Source organism: Pseudomonas sp. B15(2017), assembly GCF_002113215.1.
Lineage (GTDB): Bacteria > Pseudomonadota > Gammaproteobacteria > Pseudomonadales > Pseudomonadaceae > Aquipseudomonas.
Map to the genome: position 1 here is coordinate 38,192 of NZ_NEJZ01000013.1, position 21,300 is coordinate 59,491.

At 60.2% G+C, this 21,300-nt stretch carries 16 protein-coding genes and 1 tRNA gene; 6 read left to right on the forward strand and 11 right to left on the reverse strand.

Annotation, left to right across the window (positions count from 1 at the left end):
* Positions 1–7: 7 nt before the first annotated feature.
* Positions 8–1,498, forward strand: coding sequence for an MDR family MFS transporter (locus CAF73_RS19145; RefSeq protein WP_170929767.1), 1,491 nt, complete (start codon positions 8–10; stop codon positions 1,496–1,498).
* Between the two features lie 116 nt (positions 1,499–1,614).
* Here the strand turns inward: CAF73_RS19145 and uvrB are convergent, their stop codons facing one another.
* Entirely contained in the window at positions 1,615–3,630 is a 2,016-nt protein-coding gene (uvrB, locus tag CAF73_RS19150; RefSeq protein WP_085700166.1) for an excinuclease ABC subunit UvrB, read from the reverse strand.
* A 336-nt stretch (positions 3,631–3,966) separates the two neighbouring features.
* Between uvrB and CAF73_RS19155 the strand changes: the two genes are divergently transcribed.
* The 3 genes from CAF73_RS19155 (at position 3,967) to CAF73_RS19165 (ending at position 5,621) form a co-directional block, all read left to right on the forward strand.
* The gene (locus tag CAF73_RS19155) at positions 3,967–5,163 is read left to right on the forward strand and encodes an amino acid aminotransferase (protein WP_085700167.1); all 1,197 of its coding nucleotides are present in this window, start codon (positions 3,967–3,969) and stop codon (positions 5,161–5,163) included.
* A gap of 112 nt (positions 5,164–5,275) precedes the next feature.
* On the forward strand, positions 5,276–5,476 hold the full coding sequence (locus tag CAF73_RS19160; RefSeq protein WP_065257405.1) for a hypothetical protein: 201 nt from the start codon (positions 5,276–5,278) through the stop codon (positions 5,474–5,476).
* A 69-nt stretch (positions 5,477–5,545) separates the two neighbouring features.
* A tRNA-Asn gene (locus CAF73_RS19165) sits at positions 5,546–5,621 on the forward strand.
* 84 nt (positions 5,622–5,705) lie between these two features.
* On the opposite strand, the gene CAF73_RS19170 is transcribed toward CAF73_RS19165, so the two are convergent.
* On the reverse strand, positions 5,706–7,226 hold the full coding sequence (locus CAF73_RS19170) for a nucleobase:cation symporter-2 family protein (RefSeq protein ID WP_085703507.1): 1,521 nt from the start codon (positions 7,224–7,226) through the stop codon (positions 5,706–5,708).
* Between the two features lie 349 nt (positions 7,227–7,575).
* Here CAF73_RS19170 and CAF73_RS19175 point away from each other — a divergent pair, with 349 nt between their 5' ends.
* The gene (locus CAF73_RS19175) at positions 7,576–7,893 is read left to right on the forward strand and encodes a BrnA antitoxin family protein (protein ID WP_085700169.1); all 318 of its coding nucleotides are present in this window, start codon (positions 7,576–7,578) and stop codon (positions 7,891–7,893) included.
* Positions 7,894–7,896: 3 nt separating this feature from the next.
* Here CAF73_RS19175 and CAF73_RS19180 read toward each other — a convergent pair whose 3' ends face one another.
* The 4 genes from CAF73_RS19180 to CAF73_RS19195 all read right to left on the reverse strand — a co-directional run bounded on the left by CAF73_RS19180 (position 7,897) and on the right by CAF73_RS19195 (position 12,143).
* Positions 7,897–8,724: an arylamine N-acetyltransferase gene (locus tag CAF73_RS19180; RefSeq protein ID WP_085700170.1), complete on the reverse strand. Its 828-nt coding sequence runs from the start codon at positions 8,722–8,724 to the stop codon at positions 7,897–7,899.
* Positions 8,725–8,824: 100 nt separating this feature from the next.
* Positions 8,825–9,619, reverse strand: a complete 795-nt coding sequence (locus CAF73_RS19185) for an exodeoxyribonuclease III (protein ID WP_085703508.1) — start codon at positions 9,617–9,619, stop codon at positions 8,825–8,827.
* A 75-nt stretch (positions 9,620–9,694) separates the two neighbouring features.
* On the reverse strand, positions 9,695–11,137 hold the full coding sequence (locus CAF73_RS19190; RefSeq protein WP_085700172.1) for a mechanosensitive ion channel family protein: 1,443 nt from the start codon (positions 11,135–11,137) through the stop codon (positions 9,695–9,697).
* A 139-nt stretch (positions 11,138–11,276) separates the two neighbouring features.
* Entirely contained in the window at positions 11,277–12,143 is an 867-nt protein-coding gene (locus CAF73_RS19195) for a pirin family protein (protein ID WP_085700173.1), read from the reverse strand.
* A 224-nt stretch (positions 12,144–12,367) separates the two neighbouring features.
* Between CAF73_RS19195 and dkgB the strand changes: the two genes are divergently transcribed.
* Positions 12,368–13,171 (forward strand): 2,5-didehydrogluconate reductase DkgB, encoded by an 804-nt coding sequence (gene dkgB / locus CAF73_RS19200; RefSeq protein WP_085703509.1) that lies wholly within the window; start codon positions 12,368–12,370, stop codon positions 13,169–13,171.
* 4 nt (positions 13,172–13,175) lie between these two features.
* Here dkgB and CAF73_RS19205 read toward each other — a convergent pair whose 3' ends face one another.
* The 5 genes from CAF73_RS19205 to mgtA form a co-directional block, all read right to left on the reverse strand.
* Positions 13,176–16,394 (reverse strand): transporter substrate-binding domain-containing protein, encoded by a 3,219-nt coding sequence (locus CAF73_RS19205; protein WP_085703510.1) that lies wholly within the window; start codon positions 16,392–16,394, stop codon positions 13,176–13,178.
* Between the two features lie 11 nt (positions 16,395–16,405).
* The gene (locus CAF73_RS19210; RefSeq protein WP_085700176.1) at positions 16,406–17,032 is read right to left on the reverse strand and encodes a response regulator transcription factor; all 627 of its coding nucleotides are present in this window, start codon (positions 17,030–17,032) and stop codon (positions 16,406–16,408) included.
* Between the two features lie 107 nt (positions 17,033–17,139).
* Positions 17,140–17,574: a chemotaxis protein CheY gene (locus CAF73_RS19215; RefSeq protein WP_085703511.1), complete on the reverse strand. Its 435-nt coding sequence runs from the start codon at positions 17,572–17,574 to the stop codon at positions 17,140–17,142.
* Positions 17,575–17,682: 108 nt separating this feature from the next.
* Positions 17,683–18,399 carry an MgtC/SapB family protein gene (locus CAF73_RS19220; protein ID WP_064594791.1) on the reverse strand — a complete coding sequence of 239 codons (717 nt, stop codon included), beginning with the start codon at positions 18,397–18,399 and terminating at the stop codon, positions 17,683–17,685.
* Between the two features lie 54 nt (positions 18,400–18,453).
* Positions 18,454–21,153 carry a magnesium-translocating P-type ATPase gene (gene mgtA / locus CAF73_RS19225; protein WP_085703512.1) on the reverse strand — a complete coding sequence of 900 codons (2,700 nt, stop codon included), beginning with the start codon at positions 21,151–21,153 and terminating at the stop codon, positions 18,454–18,456.
* Positions 21,154–21,300 lie beyond the last annotated feature (147 nt).

The window sequence follows — 21,300 nt, forward strand, 5'->3', positions numbered from 1 at the left end:
GATCGCGGTGATGAGCGTGATGCTCGGCGCCTTCATGGCGGTGCTCGACATCCAGATCACCAACTCATCGCTCAAGGACATTCAAGGCGCCCTGTCGGCGACGCTGGAAGAAGGCTCGTGGATTTCGACGTCTTATCTGGTGGCGGAAATCATCATGATTCCGCTGACCGCCTGGCTGGTGCAGTTGCTGTCGGCCCGGCGGCTGGCGGTGTGGGTTTCGCTGGGTTTTCTGATTTCGTCGCTGCTGTGCTCGATGGCCTGGAGCCTGGAAAGCATGATCGTGTTTCGCGCCATGCAAGGCTTCACCGGCGGCGCGCTGATCCCGCTGGCGTTCACCCTGACGCTGATCAAACTCCCCGAACACCACCGGGCCAAAGGCATGGCCATGTTTGCCATGACCGCCACCTTCGCCCCGTCCATCGGCCCGACCCTCGGCGGCTGGCTCACGGAAAACTGGGGCTGGGAGTACATCTTCTATATCAACATCCCGCCGGGACTGATCATGATCGCCGGGCTGATGTACGGCCTGGAGAAGAAAGAAGCGCACTGGGAACTGCTGAAAAGCACCGATTACACCGGCATTCTCACGCTGGGCGTCGGCCTCGGTTGCTTGCAGGTTTTCCTTGAGGAAGGCCATCGCAAGGACTGGCTGGAATCGAATCTGATAGTGACGCTGGGCAGCATCGCCCTGCTGAGCCTGATCACCTTCGTGATCGTGCAGATCTCCAAGCCCAATCCGCTGATCAACCTGGGCATCCTGCGCAACCGCAATTTCGGTCTGTCGAGTATTTCCAGCCTCGGCATGGGCGTCGGGCTGTACGGCTCGATCTATCTGTTGCCGCTGTACCTGGCACAGATCCAGAACTACAACGCCCTGCAGATCGGTGAGGTGATCATGTGGATGGGCGTGCCGCAGCTGTTTCTGATTCCGCTGGTGCCGAAGCTGATGAAATTCGTCTCGCCAAAATGGCTGTGCACGATCGGTTTTGGCCTGTTCGGGCTGGCGAGTTTTTCATCTGGCGTGCTAAACCCGGATTTTGCCGGGCCGCAGTTCAATCAGATCCAGATTATCCGCGCCCTCGGTCAACCACTGATCATGGTGACCATTTCGCTGATCGCCACGGCTTACATCCTGCCGCAGGACGCGGGCTCGGCGTCAAGTCTGTTCAACATTTTGCGCAACCTCGGCGGCGCCATCGGCATCGCCCTGCTTGCGACGTTGCTGGACGCGCGCACCAAGACTTACTTCGATTACTTGCGTGAAGCGGTGGTGCCGACCAATCCGCAGGTGGCCGAACGCCTGGCGTCGATGACCGATCGGTTCGGCAGTGACACGGCGGCGTTGGGCAAATTAAGCGAGATCGTTCATCAGCAGGCGCTGATCATGGCCTACAACGATGCGTTTCATTTTGTCGGGATTGCGTTGGGGATCAGCATGTTGGCGATCTTGCTCACCAAGAAACTGCCCGCCGGACTGAAGGCCGGGGAGTCTCATTAAGACCGAGTCGCCCCATTCGCGAGCAAGCTCGCTCCCACAGTTTTTTTGTGAACGACACAACTCCAATGTGGGAGCGAGCTTGCTCGCGAAGAGGCCCGACCAAACACTGCAAACCTTCAGACGGCCAAAAGGCGCTCACGCAACTTTGCAATTTCGTCGCGCATTTGCGCCGCCGCTTCGAACTCCAGGTCGCGGGCCAACTGGTACATCTTCTCTTCAAGTTGGCGGATGCGCTTGGTGATCTCGCTCGGCGAGCGCAGTTCGGCTTCGTACTTGGCGCTCTCTTCGGCGGCCTTGGCCATGCCCTTGCGCTTCTTGCTGCGCGAACCGGGCACGGTGGCGCCTTCCATGATGTCGGCGACGTCCTTGAACACACCCTTGGGCGTGATGCCATTGGCCAGGTTGAAGGCGATCTGCTTGTCGCGACGGCGCTCGGTTTCGCCGATGGCGCGCTCCATCGAACCAGTCATGCGATCCGCGTAGAGAATCGCCCGGCCATTGAGGTTACGCGCCGCCCGGCCGATGGTCTGAATCAGCGAGCGCTCGGAACGCAGGAAACCTTCCTTGTCCGCGTCGAGAATCGCCACCAGTGACACTTCCGGCATGTCCAGGCCTTCACGCAGCAGGTTGATCCCCACCAGCACATCGAACGTGCCGAGACGCAGGTCGCGGATGATTTCGACCCGTTCGACGGTGTCGATGTCCGAGTGCAGATAACGCACACGAATGCCGTGGTCGGCCAGGTAATCGGTCAGGTCTTCGGCCATGCGCTTGGTCAGCGTGGTGACCAGCACCCGCTCCTCCAGCGCCACCCGCTTGGTGATTTCCGACAAAAGATCGTCGACCTGGGTCAGCGCCGGGCGTACTTCAACCTGCGGATCGACCAGACCGGTCGGTCGCACCACTTGCTCGATCACCCGACCGGCGTGCTCGGCTTCGTAGTTGCCGGGCGTGGCCGAAACGAAGATCGTCTGCGGGCTCACCCCTTCCCACTCGTCGAAACGCATCGGCCGGTTATCCAGCGCCGATGGCAGGCGGAAACCGTATTCCACCAGTGTTTCCTTACGTGAACGGTCGCCCTTATACATCGCGCCGACCTGCGGCACGCTGACATGGGACTCGTCGATCACCAGCAACGCGTCGGCCGGCAGGTAATCGTAGAGGGTCGGCGGCGGCGCGCCAGCCGGCCGGCCCGACAGGTAGCGCGAGTAGTTCTCGATGCCGTTGCAGTAGCCGAGTTCGAGGATCATCTCCAGGTCGAACCGGGTGCGCTGCTCCAGCCGCTGGGCTTCCACCAGTTTGTTGTTATTGCGCAGGTATTCCAGGCGCTCCTGCAACTCGACCTTGATCCCCTCGATGGCGTCGAGCAAGGTTTCCCGGGGCGTCACGTAGTGGCTCTTCGGGTAAAAGGTGAAACGCGGCAGCTTGCGGATGACCTCACCGGTCAGAGGGTCGAACGCGGAAATACTTTCTACTTCGTCATCGAACAGCTCGATCCGGATCGCTTCGAGGTCGGATTCGGCCGGATAAATGTCGATCACGTCGCCGCGTACCCGAAACGTCGCCCGGGCGAAATCCATGTCGTTGCGGGTGTATTGCAGGTCGGCCAGGCGCCGCACCAGCGCACGCTGATCGAGCTTGTCGCCGCGATCGACGTGCAAGACCATTTTCAAATAGGTTTCCGGGCTGCCCAGACCGTAGATGCACGACACCGTGGTGACGATGATCGCGTCCTTGCGCTCAAGCAAGGCCTTGGTCGCCGACAGCCGCATCTGCTCGATGTGGTCGTTGATCGACGCATCCTTCTCGATGAAGGTGTCGGACGACGGCACATAGGCTTCGGGCTGGTAATAGTCGTAGTAGGAAACGAAGTACTCGACGGCGTTGTTCGGGAAGAACGACTTGAACTCGCCGTACAACTGCGCAGCCAGGGTCTTGTTCGGCGCCAGCACCAGGGTCGGACGCTGCACCTGGGCGATCACGTTGGCGATGCTGAAGGTCTTGCCCGACCCGGTCACCCCGAGCAGCGTCTGGTGCGCCAGCCCGGCTTCGATGCCTTCGACCATCTGGCGAATGGCTTCGGGTTGATCGCCGGCGGGGTCGAAACGGGTGACGAGCTGGAATTCAGACATAAACACCTCTGGAGTCGCGACGCCGACGACAAAGCGCAGGCCCACGAGAAAGACCGCAAACGACCGATGTCGCGCAAGGAAAAACGAAGATTGTGCTGAATGTGGAGCCGATTGCCTCGCCTTTCAAGGCAAACGTCCTACATCCGGTAAAGCTTCTGACAAATCCATTCGACTAACGGTCGAGAAATAATCGGAAAAACTTACCTTAAAAGCCGATTCGCCTGTCGCCATTGATCGATGATGGCCTCTATACTAGCTCCCCGTTTGTGCACCGCTCTAGTGCATTCGGCTGGAGCGCCACACGTCCCTCCACTCTCCATTAGAGCTGCCGTAAAAATGAGCCTGTTCTCCGCTGTCGAAATGGCACCCCGCGATCCAATCCTGGGCCTCAACGAAGCATTCAACGCCGATACCCGGACCAATAAGGTCAATCTCGGGGTGGGTGTGTACTGCAACGAAGAGGGGCGAATTCCACTCCTGCGCGCCGTCATCGAAGCCGAAACCATTCGCGCCGCTCAGCACGCCTCGCGCGGCTACCTGCCAATCGACGGCATCGCCGCTTACGATCAGGCCGTGCAAAAGCTGCTGTTCGGCAATGATTCGCCACTGCTGGCAGCTGGCCGCGTTGTCACCACTCAGGCCGTCGGCGGGACCGGCGCACTGAAAATCGGTGCCGACTTCCTCAAGCAACTGCTGCCGAATGCCGTTGTGGCGATCAGCGACCCGAGCTGGGAAAACCACCGCGCGCTGTTCGAAACCGCCGGTTTCCCGGTGCAGAACTACCGCTACTACGACGCCGCCACCCACGATGTGAACCGTGCCGGCCTGCTGGAAGACCTCAACGCCCTGCCGAACGGCTCGATCATCGTGCTGCACGCCTGCTGCCACAACCCGACCGGCGTCGACCTGAGCCCTTCGGACTGGAACAACGTGCTGGAGGCGGTCAAGGCCAAAGGTCACGTGCCGTTCCTCGACATGGCTTACCAGGGTTTCGGTGACGGCATTGCCGAAGACGCCGCTGCCGTGCGCCTGTTCGCCGAATCCGGCCTGACCTTCTTCGTGTCGAGCTCGTTCTCCAAGTCGTTCTCGCTGTACGGCGAGCGCGTCGGTGCGCTGTCGATCGTCAGCGAATCGAAAGAGGAAAGCGCCCGCGTCCTGTCGCAAGTCAAACGCGTGATCCGCACCAACTACTCCAACCCGCCGACCCACGGTGCAAGCGTGGTCGCCGCCGTGCTGAACAGCCCGGAACTGCGCGCCCAGTGGGAAGCCGAACTGGCCGAGATGCGTCTGCGCATTCGCGGCATGCGCGAGCAGATGGTTGCTCTGCTGGCAAAGAAAGCCCCGCAGCGTGACTTCAGCTTCGTCGGTCGTCAGCGCGGCATGTTCTCCTACTCCGGCCTGACCACCGAACAGGTTCACCGCCTGCGCAACGAGTTCGGCATCTACGCCCTGGACACCGGCCGCATCTGCGTGGCCGCGCTGAACCAGAGCAACATCGAAGCCGTAACAGACGCCATCGTTCAGGTCATCTGATCCGGCGCCGCACTGAAAACGGGAAGCCTTCGGGCTTCCCGTTTTTTATTTGTCTGAAGAAATGCCGCTACACCCTCTAGACTGCACACAGACGATATTTCAGAGAGCCGACATGAAAAACGATGACCTGCGCGCCGACCGCGATGAGCTGGACTACTATCCACCCCGCACCTCGGGCAAACGCGAAAAGAGCCTGGTGCTGCAAGTGGCGGCCGGGGTGTTTCTCGGCGGACTGGCCTTGTGGCTCGTGCAACTGGCGGCCACGGCGTTGTACGCAAAACTGCTGATGGGGACCTTTACCTTCGGTGGCTGAAAGCCGTTCGGTAAAAAAATCACGCCGATGCTTGACTAGTCTTTTTAAATCAGTAACATACGCACCAATTCCGCAATAGCTCAGTTGGTAGAGCAAGTGACTGTTAATCACTGGGTCCCTGGTTCGAGTCCAGGTTGTGGAGCCAAATACAGAGCCCCTGAATCGAAAGATTCAGGGGCTTTTTTGTCGGCATTGAAAAAGTCGGCCCTTTTCTATTCAGCAACAGCTGTCAGACGTGCTCGCTGCTCTTGGCGTGTACCTTTGGCGCGCCATGAACGTGATCCGAATCCGGATCGATCACCGGCACTTCATTGCCATCGCAGTCATGCAGCTTGCCGTCGCTGAAGTAGTCGCCTTCACGCAGCGCTGCCAGATCGCGATAACGCAGGGTCCGCTCTTCTGCCGCCGCAAACACCGACTGCTGATCCGAGTTGCCCGCCGTGAAGTGGTTGAACGCCAGGTTCAGCAGAATTGCCATGATCGCCGACGAGCTGATGCCCGAATGGAAAATGGTCGCGAACCAGCTCGGGAAGTGATCGTAGAAGTTCGGCGCGGCAATCGGGATCATGCCGAAGCCGATCGAGGTGGCAACGATGATCAGGTTGACGTTGTTGCGGTAATCAACCTTGGACAACGTGCGGATGCCACTAGCCGCCACCGTGCCGAACAGCACGATACCGGCGCCGCCGAGCACCGAAGTCGGTACTGCCGCGATGACCCGGCCCATGAACGGCAGCAGGCCGAGGATCACCAGGAAGATACCGCCGGTGGCCACCACATAACGGCTCTTGATCCCGGTCACCGCCACCAGCCCGACGTTCTGGGCGAAGGCGCTCTGGGTGAACGAGCCGAAGATCGGCGCAAACATGCTCGACAGCATGTCCGCCCGCAGGCCGTTGCCCAGACGCTTGGAGTCGACCTTGGTGCCGATGATTTCACCGACTGCCAGGATGTCCGCCGAGGTTTCCACCAGAGTCACCATGACCACAATGCACATCGACAGGATTGCAGCGAAGTGGAAGGTCGGCATGCCGAAATGGAAAGGTGTCGGGAAGCCGAACATCGGGCCCTGGGTGACGTTGGAGAAGTCCGCCATGCCGAGGAACACCGCCAGCACCGTGCCGATCACCATGGCCAACAGGATCGACAGACGCGAGATAGTGGAGCTGCCGACTTTGCTCAGCAGCAACACCAGCACCAGCGTGACCGCCGCCAGACCGATGTTCTGCATGCTGCCGAAGTCAGGCGCGTGACTGTTGCCGCCCATGGCCCAACGTGCAGCCACCGGCATCAGCGTCAGACCGATGGTGGTGATCACGATGCCCGTGACCAGCGGCGGGAAAAACTTGGTGATTCGTGAAAACACCGGCGTGATCAGCAAGCCAATCAGCGACGCCGCAATCACCGCGCCAAGCACCGACTGGAAGCCGCCCTCCCCGCCACTGCTGACAATCGCCACCATAGTGGCAACGCCGGAGAACGACACGCCCTGCACCAGCGGCAACTGACAGCCGAAAAACGGTAAACCCAGGGTTTGCAGCAACGTGGCCAGCCCCCCCGCAAACAATGAAGCAGCAATCAACAGACCAATGTCCGCAGGCGAAAGCCCGGCGGCCTGACCGATGATCAATGGCACCGCGACGATACCGCCATACATGGTCAGAACGTGTTGCAGGCCGTAAGCCATATTCGCGCCGACCCCGAGATTCTCGTCCTCGGGCCGTTGGTGTGAAACATGGGGCGTTTTCATGGTGGGGGAGTTCCCTGGTTTTTGTTATGCGCACACTGTATGCAAGAGTCAGGACAAATGTCCATAGACTTGTATACAACTTATCAGTCACATAATGGTTAGCTAGCCACCCAACCTTCTATCCCGCTGCTTTCATCCCCCACAAATCCGGCAACACATCCTCATTCGAGTCCACGTTTTATCCGCCCAGGCTGAAGTGTTCATGGCGACCGACGGCGCGGCCGCATCCTTTTTTATACATATAAAGTATGCATAATGAAGTCATTCAAGATTCAGTTCGACAAAAGCAAGAATGCTGCCAACGCATTCGAGCCCAGCAAGCGAGGGCAACTTTGCGCAGAGGTGATCAATGAAGGATGAGTACGATTTCAGCCAAGGTAAACGCGGCGCCATCGCGCCCACCAAGGGCAAAACCCGCATCACCATCATGCTCGATGACGCAGTGATCGAAGCCGCGCGCGAGGTCGCTGAGAGCGAGGGCTATGGCTATCAGACGGTAATCAACAACACCCTGCGCCGCGCGTTGCTCGACAGCCGTGGCGCCACTGAGGAACTCGAACATTCAATCGGGCAATTCAGCGCCACCGACCTCAAGAGCCTCGAGAAAAAACTGTCGGCAGCGGTGAACGAGATCCGGCGGGTGCTCGAGCCGGAGGCAAAACCTTAGGTTTCAGACTGGCTGAATCAAGCGCGCCAGCGCCAGACGTGCACCGGGCTGGTGCGGCAAGCGCAGGCCGAACTCCCGTTCCAGCAGTTCGATCAGCTCATCGATATCCGTTACCTCACGCCGCTCGCTCTCGGCGCCCATGCGGTGGATCGCGAAACTGCCGTTGTTCAGCGTACGTCGCCAGCCGTCGCCGGTCCGCGCGACCATCAGGCGCTGGGCGAATGGCGAGTCCGGGTGAGTCGAGACATACCAGTTGCCGAGGGTGTAATCGATGTCTTCCTGGCGTTGCAGGTCAAACAGGTACATCGGCCGCCATTCGCCAGCGACCCTGGCCCGCAGCATGTAGCCATCGGCCTGCACTTCGATGCGATACGGTTCGTGCGGCGTGGATTGCTCAGCGTCGGTATCCAGCACCAGCGGTGCGGTCGGCACCATGCCGCCGAAGCCGACATCGGTGATGTAGCGCACGCCGTCGAGGGTCACCAGACTCAAGCGATGGGTGCGCTCCGTCCAGCTGCCTTCGGGCCGATTAATGACCACACGTCCACTGATGCCCCGCGCCTCGAACCCCAGTTCCAGCAACAGCGCCAGAAACAGATTGTTCAGCTCGTAGCAGTAGCCGCCACGGGCATCGTTAAAGACCTTGCGTTCGATGGAGGGCAGATCGATCAGAACGGGTTCACCACTGAGCGTCGACAGGTTTTCGAAAGGAAAGGCGCCGGTATGGCGCAATTGCAACAGGCGCAGGGTTTCAAGGGTCGGTGCCGGAGGCGCATCGAATCCCAGGCGTTGCAGGTACTGTTTCAGATTCGTCAGGCGTGGCTCGCTCATTGCCGGGTCCTTTTGCATGGGCGCGGATCGTTCCGCCGATGGTCGCCATGTATACGGGATCCGGGCATCGAATCGACAATTGAATTAACCAATCACCTTTTTAGCGTCGTTTACGGGAGTCGATGCGAATCCACGTCGGCGCGTGGTCGCTGGCATGCGGTTCGTTGCGCACCCAGGCATCCACACCGGCCTCATGCAGATAAGGGCTCAGCTTGGGATTGAGCAGCAGATGGTCGATCCGCAGCCCGGAGTTCTTCTGCCAGTGCTGGCGGAAATAATCCCAGAAGGTATACAGCCGATCTTCGGGATAAAGATGCCGCAACGAATCCGTCCAGCCCTGATCCAGCAATCGCTGGTAGCACTCGCGGCTTTGCGGTTGCAACAACGCATCCTTGAGCCAGGATCGAGTGTTGTAGATATCCAGATCCGTGGGCACCACGTTGTAATCGCCGGCCAGCACCACCGGGTGATCGCTGCTTTGCAGATCCCGGGCGTAATTGATCAGGCGCTCGAACCAGGCCAGCTTGTAGTCGAACTTCGGCCCCGGTTGCGGATTGCCATTGGGCAGGTACAGGCACCCCACCAACACCCCGTGCACCGCCGCTTCGAGGTAGCGGCTGTGTTTATCGTCGGGATCGCCGGGCAGACCGCGCCGGCTCTCCAGCGGTTGCGCATCGCGGGCAAGAATTGCCACGCCGTTCCATGACGCCTGACCGTGCCAGATGGCGCCGTAACCGGCGGCCTCCAGATCGGCGGCAGGAAACGCGCTGTCCACCAGCTTCAGTTCCTGCAAACAGACGATGTCCGGCTGCTCGCGCCTCAGCCACTCCAGCAGATTCGGCAGACGGGCCCGCAGGCCGTTGACGTTGAACGTGGCAATGCGCATTTTTTTCATCGTCCGGGTTCCTGCCATTGACCGATAAAAACTGTGACACCAGGCGCACCGCGACGGTTGCGTTGGATCCTCCGTTTACACGCGGTTGCGCAACCATTGCAGGAAACCTTTTTTCGGCACTGTCACCGGTGTTTCTTCCGTCAGTGATTGCGCCTTGTGCAGGCGGAAATCGAGCAGCGCCTTCATCGCGTCGTTGATGTCGTGACGGGCGTCCAGACAGGGTTTGAGATAAGACTTCTCGATGCGATACAGCGCACAGAAGGTCTTGGCGGAGAAGTCGGCCGGCAATGACGTATCGGACAGTATTCCCGCTTCGCCGATCACTTCGCCCGGTCCCATCCGTCCGGACTCGAACGGCGTGCCGTGGCGTTTGAGCGTCACCGAGACCACACCGGATTCGATGATGAACAGGTGATCACTGACCTCGCCGCCCGCAAGAATCACCTCGCCGGCACGGAAAGTTTGCAGGGTCATGTTCTGGCTGAAGGTTTCTTTCTCTTCCTGACGAAGCGTAGAGAAAATCGGCGAGCTGTCGAGCAACGCCCGTGGCCGCGAGAGATTGCTCGACACGCCCGGCTCAACGCTCGACAGCAGATTGACCCCGGACGCCTGCAGGTGCCGGTACGCCAGATCAAACAGCTGATTGCGCACCATACGTTTTTCGCTCATCGAGGCGACAAACCCGCTGATTTCATATTCGGTGCCGGCACTGCTGGAGCTCTTCAGCGCGACACTCGGCGCGGGGCTCTCCAGCAATTGGCGACAGCCCTGCATCGCCCGTTCCAGGGCATCGATCACCGAGCTGGGCCGCGCATGGGGGCTGACCTGCACGCTGACGGCAACCCCGAACATATTGCTCGGCCGGCTGAAGTTGATGATCTTGGCCTTGGCCGCCAGCGAGTTGGGAATCACCGCCATGCTGCCCTGACTGGTTTGCAGGCGCGTGGCGCGCCAGTCGATGTCGGTGACCCGCCCTTCCGTACCGTCGATGGAAATCCAGTCATCCAGTTGATAAGGCTTGGTGGTGTTGAGCACGATCCCGGAAAACACGTCGCTCAAGGTGCTCTGCAACGCCAGACCGACGATGATCGCCAACGCCCCGGACGTCGCCAGTACGCCTTTGACCGGCAGGTCCAGCACGTAGGCCAGCGCCGCGATGATCGCAATCAGGAAGATCACCGCACCCAGCAGATCCTGCAACAGCCGCCCGGTGTGCCCGACCCGCTGCATCATCACCGCGCCGATCAACACCGTCAGGGTGCGCGCGCCGAACAGCCACCAGCCGATCTGCAACCCGGTCGCCGCCAGGTGCAACGGCACGTTGTCGGCCCACGGCGCAGGCTCCATCGGGTTGAGCCCTTCGTTGAACAGCAGAAAGCTGAATAGAGCAAAGATCAGCACCCGTACCAACAGTTTCCACGCACTGCCGTGGGAGCTGATCAGACGCCACAGACCGAGATCGATCAGGATCAGGATCAAGGCGCAAAACAACGGATGATCGGTGAGCAGAGACAGCATCAAACAACTCCGACAGGGGCCAATCGCGAGAAGATCGCACAGATTGGGCTCAGTGTAGGAGTAATTGATTTGGCCGGATGAGTGCCACTGCGCACGCGCGAAAAAAACCGGCAGGCGCGCGTGGCGCCTGCCGGGATTTTCAGCCGTGCATCTGGCCGAAGCGGCCGGACTGGAAGTCGGCAAAAGCCTGGTGGATTTCCTGCTCGGTGTTCATCACGAACGGGCCGTGGCCGACGATCGGCTCGTCAATCGGCTCGCCACTGAGCAGCAACACCACCGCGTCCTGGCTGGCTTCGAGGGTGATTCGCTTGCCATCACGTTCAAACAGCGCCAGTTGCCCTTCGCGCATCGACTCCACACCGTTGATCCGGACCGACCCCTTCAACACCACCAACGCCGTGTTACGGCCTTCGTGCAGATCCAGCGAAAGCAACTTGCCGGTGTTCAGTCGCAGATCCCACACATCGATAGGCGTGAACGTGCGGGACGGGCCCTTCTGACCGTCGAACTCGCCGGCGATCAGGCGCAGGCTGCCGGCGCCGTCCTTGAGCGCGATTTGCGGGATATCACTGTCCAGAATGGTCTGGTAACCCGGCGCGGCCATTTTGTCCTTGGCTGGCAGATTCACCCACAGCTGCACCATTTCCAGGTTGCCGCCGGTTCTGGCGAAATTTTCCGAATGGAATTCTTCATGCAGGATTCCCGAAGCCGCGGTCATCCACTGCACATCGCCCGGGCCAATGGTGCCGCCACTGCCGGTGGAGTCGCGGTGCTGCACTTCGCCTTCGTACACGATGGTGACGGTCTCGAAGCCACGGTGCGGATGCTGGCCCACGCCACGACGTTCGGTGGTCGGGGTGAATTGCGCAGGCCCGGCGTGATCCAGCAGCAGGAACGGGCTGATGTGCTTGCCCAGGTTGTCGTAGGAAAACAGGGTACGCACCGGAAACCCATCGCCGACCCAGTGGCCGCGAGGGCTGGTGTAGATACCGATAAGGTTTTTCATGGTGGACTCCGTCATCAGGTTGATCGTGGGGGCCGATCATAAATTCGCTACGTATTTAGCACTAGTCGGCCAAAACCGTCCTCATCGTTCTATTAATGGAACGATGAGCAAGCGTGGTGATTCGTGACTTTCAGTCAACAGTACTTTGTGCCGACAGCGGTTTTTCCCAAGGAATCAGACGCGGATACTCCTGCTCATTCCCACTGCAACCCCTGGAGTCCTGCATGTCTGTTCCCGCTTTCGGTCTTGGTACGTTTCGTCTGCAAGGTCAGGTGGTCATCGATTCGGTGAGCACTGCCCTTGAGCTCGGTTACCGGGTCATCGACACCGCACAGATCTACGAAAACGAAGCCGACGTGGGCGAGGCCATCGCTGCCAGCGGCATCGCCCGCGACGAACTGTTCATCACCAGCAAGATCTGGATCGCCAACTTCGCCAAAGACCGCCTGATTGAAAGCCTCAAGGAGAGCCTGCAAAAGTTGCAGACCGACTACCTCGACCTGACGCTGATCCACTGGCCGTCGCCGGAAGATCAGGTATCGGTCGAGGAATTCATGGGCGCCCTGCTGGAAGCAAAGCGCCTGGGTCTGACCCGGCAGATCGGCGTGTCCAACTTCACCATCGACCTGATGAAACAGGCAATTGCTGCGGTCGGTGCGCAGAACATCGCCACCAACCAGATCGAACTGCACCCGTACCTGCAAAACCGCAAGGTCGTGGAATTCGCCCGGAGTCAGGGCATTCAGATCACGTCGTACATGACCCTGGCCTATGGTGAAGTGCTGAAGGATCCGCTGATCGTACAGATCGCCGAGCGCCTGCTAGCCACTCCGGCTCAGGTCACCCTGGCGTGGGCGATGCAGTCGGGATACGCGGTGATTCCGTCGTCGACCAAACGCACCAACCTGCAAGGCAACCTGGGCGCCACGGCGTTGACCCTGAGCGACGCCGACATGGCGCTGATCGCCACACTGGATCGCAGCCATCGCCTGACCAGCCCCACAGGCATCGCGCCGCAGTGGGACTGACCGGTCAGGCCTGAAGCTGCTGCGCGAGGTCTTGCATGGCCACGCGCAGCAAATCGATGGCGGCCGTCAATGCCGCGTCGGATTGATCGTCATGGCAGGCTTGCTCAAGTCCTCGACACGCCGAGATCACGCGCTCGGCACCGATCATGTGTGCCCCGCCCGTGACGTGATGCGCCAGATCCCGCAATCCCGCGCGATCACCGTGTCGGCCTGATTCGTCCAGACGCTGCAGGTCGATGCGCAAGCTGCTCAGCACTTCCCCACGCAACTGTTCGATCAGTGGATTGTCGGCGCCTGCCAGTTGCAACAGCGCACTCAGGTCGAACTCGGCCACTGCCGAATCGTCCACGCTGGCCGCCTGCGCGCCCTCCGGTACGGCGGCTATCAGGGCCTGGTTCAATTCGTGCAGCAGCACCGGTTTGAACAGGCAATCGTCCATCCCGGCCGCCCGGCATCGCTGCTTTTCTTCCATCTGTGCATTGGCGGTAAAGCCGAGGATCAGGCAGGGCGCCCTGCCCGTCGCGGCTTCTTCCTGGCGCACTGCTCGCGCCAGCTCGTAACCGTTGAGCCCGTGCATGTTGATATCGGTGATCAGCGCATCGAAGGATTGCCTGCGCCACAGCACCAGCCCCTCTTCACCGCCACCGGAGTCGACGGCGCGATGCCCCAGTTCACTCAACTGCCGACACAACAACAGGCGATTCACCGGATGGTCATCCACGACCAGCACGTTCAGCGACTTCACCGTCGTCGCCACTGGTGGCGGTGCAGCTTCTTGCCCGAGTGGCGCCAGCACAGGCAGCTCCAGGCGCAGCATGAGCTGAGTGCCGCGGTTCAACTCGCTGCTCATCCACAAATCACCGCCCATCATCCGGCACAGGTTGCGACTGATCACCAACCCCAGACCTGAACCGCCATGCGCCACGGACTGATGATCGCCGACCTGTACAAACGGATTGAACAGTCGCTGCTGATCCTCAATGCTGATCCCCCGCCCACTGTCTTCGATGATCACGCCCACTTCAATCAGCCCGTCCCGTTCTGAAAACACGCGCAAGCGCAGGCTCACCTCGCCGTTGTCGGTGAATTTGATGGCATTGCTCAACAGGTTCGACAGCACTTGCTTGAAACGCAGGGGATCGAGCATCACCTCGACGTTGCTGAGCTCATCCAGTTCGACATGCCACAACAATTGTTTCTGCCGGGCCAGACCCTCGAAAATCCGACACACCGACACGACCACTTCGCGCAGATTGGCGCGCTCGGGGGCCAGTGACAAATGCCCGGACTCGATGCGTGCGATGTCGAGAATGTCGCCGATCAATGCCAGCAATTGCTGCCCGGCAGTGGACGCGACTTCGATAGCCTGGCGATCGGTCACGCCTTCATCGGCACGTTTGAGCGCCAGTTCGAGCATGCCGGTCAGGGCATTCATCGGTGTGCGGATTTCATGACTCATGGTCGCCAGAAACGTACTTTTGGCACGATTGGCTTCGTCGGCCGCCTCCTTGGCCTCCTGCAACTGACTTAGCCATTGCTGACGCTGGCGGATCTGCCGACGCTGAAAACCGATCCAGCCCAATGCCAGCAACAGCAACCCGGCAGCAACGGCAAACCCGCGCAATATTTGCTCGCGATGACGCTGCCAATAGCTGTCTTGCAGCACCACGTTACGACTCCAGCGTGCGACCAGACCGTCGATTTCCTGCGGCGCGATGCTCAGCAGTGCCTTGTTCAGAATCGATTGCAACTGAGGCGAGTCGAGCGCCGTGGCCATGGCAACCCGGGCCGGCTGATCGCCCAGCGTGGAGACAATCCGCAAGCGATCGCGGTACTGGTGATCGATCTGGTAGCGCGCCACCAACAACGAACTCAATGTCGCATCAGCCCGCCCGTCGAGCAGCGCCCGTGTGCCATCGGCCGGACTCGGCAACTCGATCAGGTTGATCTGCGGCACATGCTCCAGCAGGTAATCACGCAACGGATCGCCGCGATAAAGCGCCACACGCTTGCCCGTCATGTCGTCCAGGCTACGCGGCCCCTGTGCCTTCGAATCGGCAATCAGCACAAAGGGGCTGTTGACGTACGACCGGGTGAACAGCATTTCTGTTTCGCGCTCGCGGCTCAGTGTCATCACAGACAACAGGTCCAGTTTTCCGCTTCTGAGTTGTTCGACCTGACGATCAAGAGACTGACCGCGCACCACCTCGAACGTCAGCCCGCTGCGCTGACTGATCAGGTTGAGCAGTTGGGCCGCCAGCCCACTGAAGCGACCGTCGGCGTCAAAGAACGCGAGTGGCGCAAAGTCATCGACAGCACCGACCCGCACTACCGGATGCTGATCCAGCCATTGTTGCTCGCTGTCGCTCAGGCTTACCCGCGACTGCGCCGCCCTGTCGGCGCGCCCGGCACTCCAGCGCAACTCCATCGCCAGCCGCTGCTCCATGGGAATCGCCAGCAGGGCTTTGTCGACCAGACGTTTCAAGCGGTTGTTGCTGCGGGTCAGGGCAAAACCGAAGGGGTTGGCGTCCAGGCCCGAGGGCCCGGCCAGTTGCAGGTCGTTTTGAAAATGGGTGTTGATCAGGTAGCTGGCGCTGATGAAATCGCCGAGGTACAGATCATCCCGGCCAAACGCGACGGCGCCGAGGGCATCGAGGATCGATCGATAGCGCTGCAGGGAAGCTTGCGGGTAAGCCTCTTCGATGGTCGAAGCGGGCAGATAGTCGTCCACCATGGCGATGCGTTTGCCGTTGAGATCACTCGGCAACGCCTCATTGAGCCGGGTCAGCCACATCGGCTGATCCTCGGCATAGGCGCGCGACAGCATCAGTTGGGGATCGGCGATTTCGAAGTTGTTCGACGTGCCCAGCAGGTCAAGATCCCCGGCCTTGAGCGCGGCCATGGCGCTTTCGCGGTCGGGATAGCACCAGACCTCGACGGCAATGTTAAGTATCTGGGCGATCGCGTCGGCGTAATCGGCCGTGAGACCTTCCAGTTCATGGCGTTTGCGGGTCAGTTCAAAGGGCGGGTAATCCGGCCAGGAGGCACCGATGCGCAATACCCGGTGCGCGCTCAGCCACTGTCTGTCCTGCTCATCCAGACGAATCTGCACCCCCTCCAGACGGGTGCGGGAGACGATTTCCAGCCTTTGCGCCTCGGAGGCGTGCACTGCGCTTGCAAGCAACAGTATCGACAGAAGCACAACCCGCAGACGACCTATCATGGGGCAACCGATCAAAACAGGCCGTTGCGTTTGACGAACTCTCGCAACACCACCAGCGAGGTCACTCCGAGTTTCTGCATCAAGCGGGTCTTGTAGGTACTGATGGTTTTGTGACTGAGGTTCATCGCCAGAGCAATGTGCTTGTTGGACTCGCCTCTGGCCAGCTTGAGCATGATCTCCATTTCACGGGTGGACAGAAGTGCGATCAGCTCTCGCTCATCGCGATGCGCTTCGGTTTGCCCGGTATTGACCGCAGGCATTTCGGGGAAGTAGGTGTAACCCGACCGCACGGCCTTGATTGCATTTTGCAAATGCTGCATCGAGGCGGACTTGGCGACAAAAGCCATCGCCCCCGCACGTCGGCAGCGCATCAGATAGTGTTCAGGATCGGCCGAGGTGAAAATCACCACCTTGCAGACCAGCCCGACGGCCCTGATGCGCGCCAACACCTCAAGACCACCGAATCCGTTGAGCTTCAGGTCGAGCACGACCAGTTCCGGCGCGTGCTCCCGGAGCATTGGCACCACATCGACACCGCTGGTAGTCACATGAATCGGTTGGTAACCCGCCGACTCCAGAACCAGGCGAAGGGCACCCACCACCACCGGATGATCATCGACGATCAATGCTGAACCCATGACCACTCCCGAGGCGAATACATGCCATGACGCCGCCGATCTTGCATGAACGGGACTATTGGTAGCCGCGCTACAACTGTTGCACGGTGTGAACGCTGGATCACCTGTCAGATCTGACAGTTGTTCGATAGAGCGATCTGTGATTGAGCACGCGATGAGGGCCCAAACGAAGCCTCGACCGAAGTCATCAACTGCTCGATCGCGCGGATTGAAGGCAGAGGCGCAGGACTGGTGATGATCTTTGCGCCAAAGTGCTCGGGAACCCCTGAGGCGTCCGCCGGTTCACCGTAGACCAGCGCCCGCCGGACTTGCGGATGATCAAACAGGAAACCACGAAGATCCGCTATCCCGCCCGCCAGTTCGGCATTGATCACCAGGACATCGAATGGCTCACAGCCGTAATCGACCAGCGTCAGCAGTTCGGCAAGGTTTTGCACCGGGGCAATGCGGTAGTAATCGAGCCCATTGAACAGGCGCTCGATCTTCATCCGGTGAAAGTGCTGCAAGTCGGCGATCAGGATGCGCAGGGTTTTGTCGGTCAACGTGAAAGTCCGGGTAGTCGCTTCAAGTGGCGGCAAGACTACCCAAGCGCCGAGGCTTGCTCTGTAGGACTTTTCCGAAAAAAGATGTCACTCATCCGGACAAAAAAGTTACTCCGTGGTACTCGGACTCCAGAACGCCTGCACCACCAGCGCCGAGGTCGAGATACGCGCTACCAGCGCATCCAGCTCATCACCGTCCACCGAAGTCGTCGCCAGAGTGGCTTCGATCTCGATTTCATCGGCTCCGAAAGCGTGCACATCGACATCACTGGCCGGGTAATTGCTGCGTTCCAGCTCGGCTTCAAGCAGCGCAAACACGGCTTTCTGCTGCGAACGCCGGGCGATGACGTAAACGATGTTGGTGACTTCTGCCGAAACCACATCGAGCGGCTGACGGTTGATGTTGTTGACGATCGGCCGCAGCAAGGTGTTGGCGGCGAGCACGAACAAGGTGCCCAGCACCGCTTCGGCCAGCAGGTCGGCGCCGGCACAGGCGCCGACCGCTGCCGAGGTCCAGAGTGTGGCGGCGGTGTTGAGGCCGCGCACGTTGCCCTCTTCGCGCATGATCACCCCGGCACCGAGAAAGCCGATACCGGACACCACGTAGGCGACCACCCGCACCGCACCTTCGGCACCGGCCAGACGGTTGGCCATGTCGACGAAAATCGCCGCACCGACCGCCACCAGCACGTTGGTGCGCAAACCCGCCGTGCGTTGCCGGTACTGGCGTTCGAAGCCGATCAGGCCGCCGAGGATGAAGGCCGCGCTGAGACTGACCAGGGTGTCGAGCAATGAGGTGAGGTTGAGATTGTTGATGGCTTGCATGTTGAACTCCTTGAAACCGCCCCCCTTGCTCCCACAAGGGGGGAAACTTGCCTGTTACTGCCAGCCGAACCGGCGGATGTAGAAGCCTTTCACGGCCTGAGTCAGTGCCATGTACGCCAGCAGGATCACCGGCAGGAACACGAAGTACATTGACGGCAGCGCCTGCAATTTGAAGTAGTGCGCCAGCGGTCCCATCGGCAGGAAGATGCCCACGGCCATGATGATTGCGGTCATCACCAGCAACGGCATGGCCGCACGGCTTTGCAGGAACGGAATCTTCGGCGTGCGGATCATGTGCACGATCAGCGTCTGGGTCAGCAGTCCCACGACGAACCAGCCGGACTGGAACAGAGTCTGGTGATCCGGGGTGTTGGCATCGAACACGTACCACATCAAGGCGAACGTTGTGATGTCGAAGATCGAGCTGATCGGGCCGAAGAACAGCATGAAGCGCCCCACATCACCCGGCTGCCAGCGCTGCGGCTGTTTCAGCATTTCGTCGTCAACGTTGTCGAACGGGATCGCGATCTGCGAAATGTCATACAACAGGTTCTGCACCAGCAGGTGCATCGGCAGCATCGGCAGAAACGGAATGAACGCACTGGCCACCAGCACCGAGAACACGTTGCCGAAGTTCGAGCTGGCGGTCATCTTGATGTACTTGAGCATGTTGGCGAAGGTCCGGCGCCCTTCCAGCACGCCCTCCTCCAGCACCATCAGGCTCTTCTCCAGCAGGATGATGTCGGCCGCTTCCTTGGCGATGTCCACCGCGCTGTCCACGGAGATCCCGATGTCTGCGGTGCGCAGCGCCGGCGCGTCGTTGATGCCGTCACCCATGAACCCGACCACATGACCGTTGCCCTTGAGGATGCGCACGATGCGCTCCTTGTGCGACGGCGTCAGCCTGGCGAACACGTTGGTGGTTTCCACCGCCACCGCAAGTTCAGCATCGCTCATGCGTTCGATGTCATTGCCCATCAGCAGGCCTTGCTGGGCCAGGCCCACTTCGCGGCAGATCTTGGCGGTCACCAGTTCGTTGTCGCCGGTCAGCACTTTCACGGCCACGCCGTGTTCGGCCAGGGCCTTGAGCGCCGGCGCGGTGCTTTCCTTGGGTGGATCGAGAAACGCCACGTAACCGATCAGCGTCAGCTCCTGCTCGTCGCTCAGGCTGTAAGTGTCGCGCCCTTGCGGCATCGAGCGGGCCGCCACCGCTACCACGCGCAGGCCTTCAGCGTTGAATGCTGCTGTGACCTGACGGATTTTCGCCAGCAATTCATCGCTCAAGGCTTCGTCCACTTCACCGTGACGAACCCGGCTGCACACCGACAGAACCTCTTCCACCGCACCCTTGCAGATCAGTTGATGCGGCTGACCGCGCCCTTCGACCACCACCGACATGCGCCGGCGGTTGAAGTCGAACGGGATTTCATCGACCTTGCGAAACGCCGTGCCGACCTTCAGCTCACGGTGGATTTCCACGTGCTCCAGCACCGCCACATCCAGCAGGTTTTTCAGGCCGGTCTGGTAGTAGCTGTTGAGGTAGGCCATTTCCAGCACGTCATCGGAGTCTTCGCCCCAGACGTCGACGTTGCGTGCCAGGAAAATTTTGTCCTGGGTCAGGGTGCCGGTCTTGTCGGTGCACAGCACGTCCATGGCGCCGAAGTTCTGGATCGCGTCCAGGCGTTTGACGATGACTTTCTTGCGCGACAGAAACACCGCGCCTTTGGCCAGGGTCGAGGTGACGATCATCGGCAGCATTTCCGGGGTCAGGCCCACGGCAATCGACAGCGCGAACAACAGTGCTTCGGTCCAGTCGCCCTTGGTGAAACCGTTGATGAACAACACCAGTGGCGCCATCACGAACATGAAGCGGATCAGCAGCCAGCTGACTTTGTTCACGCCTTGCTGAAACGAAGTCACCGCGCGATCAGTCGCCCCGACCCGCTGCGCCAGCGCACCGAAATAGGTGCTGTTGCCGGTGGTGAGAATCACCGCCACCGCCGTGCCGGACACCACGTTGGTGCCCATGAACAGAATGTTGTCGAGCTCCAGCGGATTGCGCGTATCGCGATCGGCCTGACGCGGGAATTTCTCTACCGGCATCGATTCACCGGTCATCGCTGCCTGGCTGACGAACAGGTCCTTGGCGCTGAGCACCCGACAATCGGCAGGAATCATGTCGCCGGCCGACAGCACGATCAGATCGCCGGGCACCAGCTGTTTGATCGGCAGTTCAGCACGCGGCGCATCCCGGCGCAGCACGGTTGCAGTGTTGCTGACCATCGCTTTGAGCGCATCGGCCGCCTGATTGGATTTGCTTTCCTGCCAGAAGCGCAGCAGCGTCGACAGCACCACCATCGAGAAAATCACGATGGCGGCCTTGAGGTCTTCGGTCAGCCACGAGATCACCGCCAACAGGGTCAGCAGCAGATTGAAAGGGTTTTTGTAGCAATGCCACAGGTGGGTCCACCACGGCAGCGGTTGCTCGTGTTCGACTTCGTTGAGGCCATGCTGCGCACGCAGCACATCGACTTCGAAATCGGTCAGGCCGTCGGTGTGGGTGCCGAGGTTGGTCAGCAGCACGCCGCTGTCGCAATGGGCGGCGTCCACCAGTGTATTGGCCAGAGTGGGCGGCACTTCACGGCTGACCGTGGTGTCGCCGAGGGTTTCCAGCAAGGCCAGGCGACGGAAGTGCCGGGCGATGTGACGGGTCCGCAGGAAGCCTGCGAAAAATTCCTTGAGCGTAAGTTTCATGGCTGTTGCCCCTATGGTCAGCCGGGAAACCGTCGAGCAGGTACGTCCTCGTCCTGGGCACCGCAAAACCGGCACGGCAAGGCGTGGCGCGCCGGTCAGAAAGACAGGCGTGTCGATAGGCTGCAATGACGACGATGAAGTCGACTT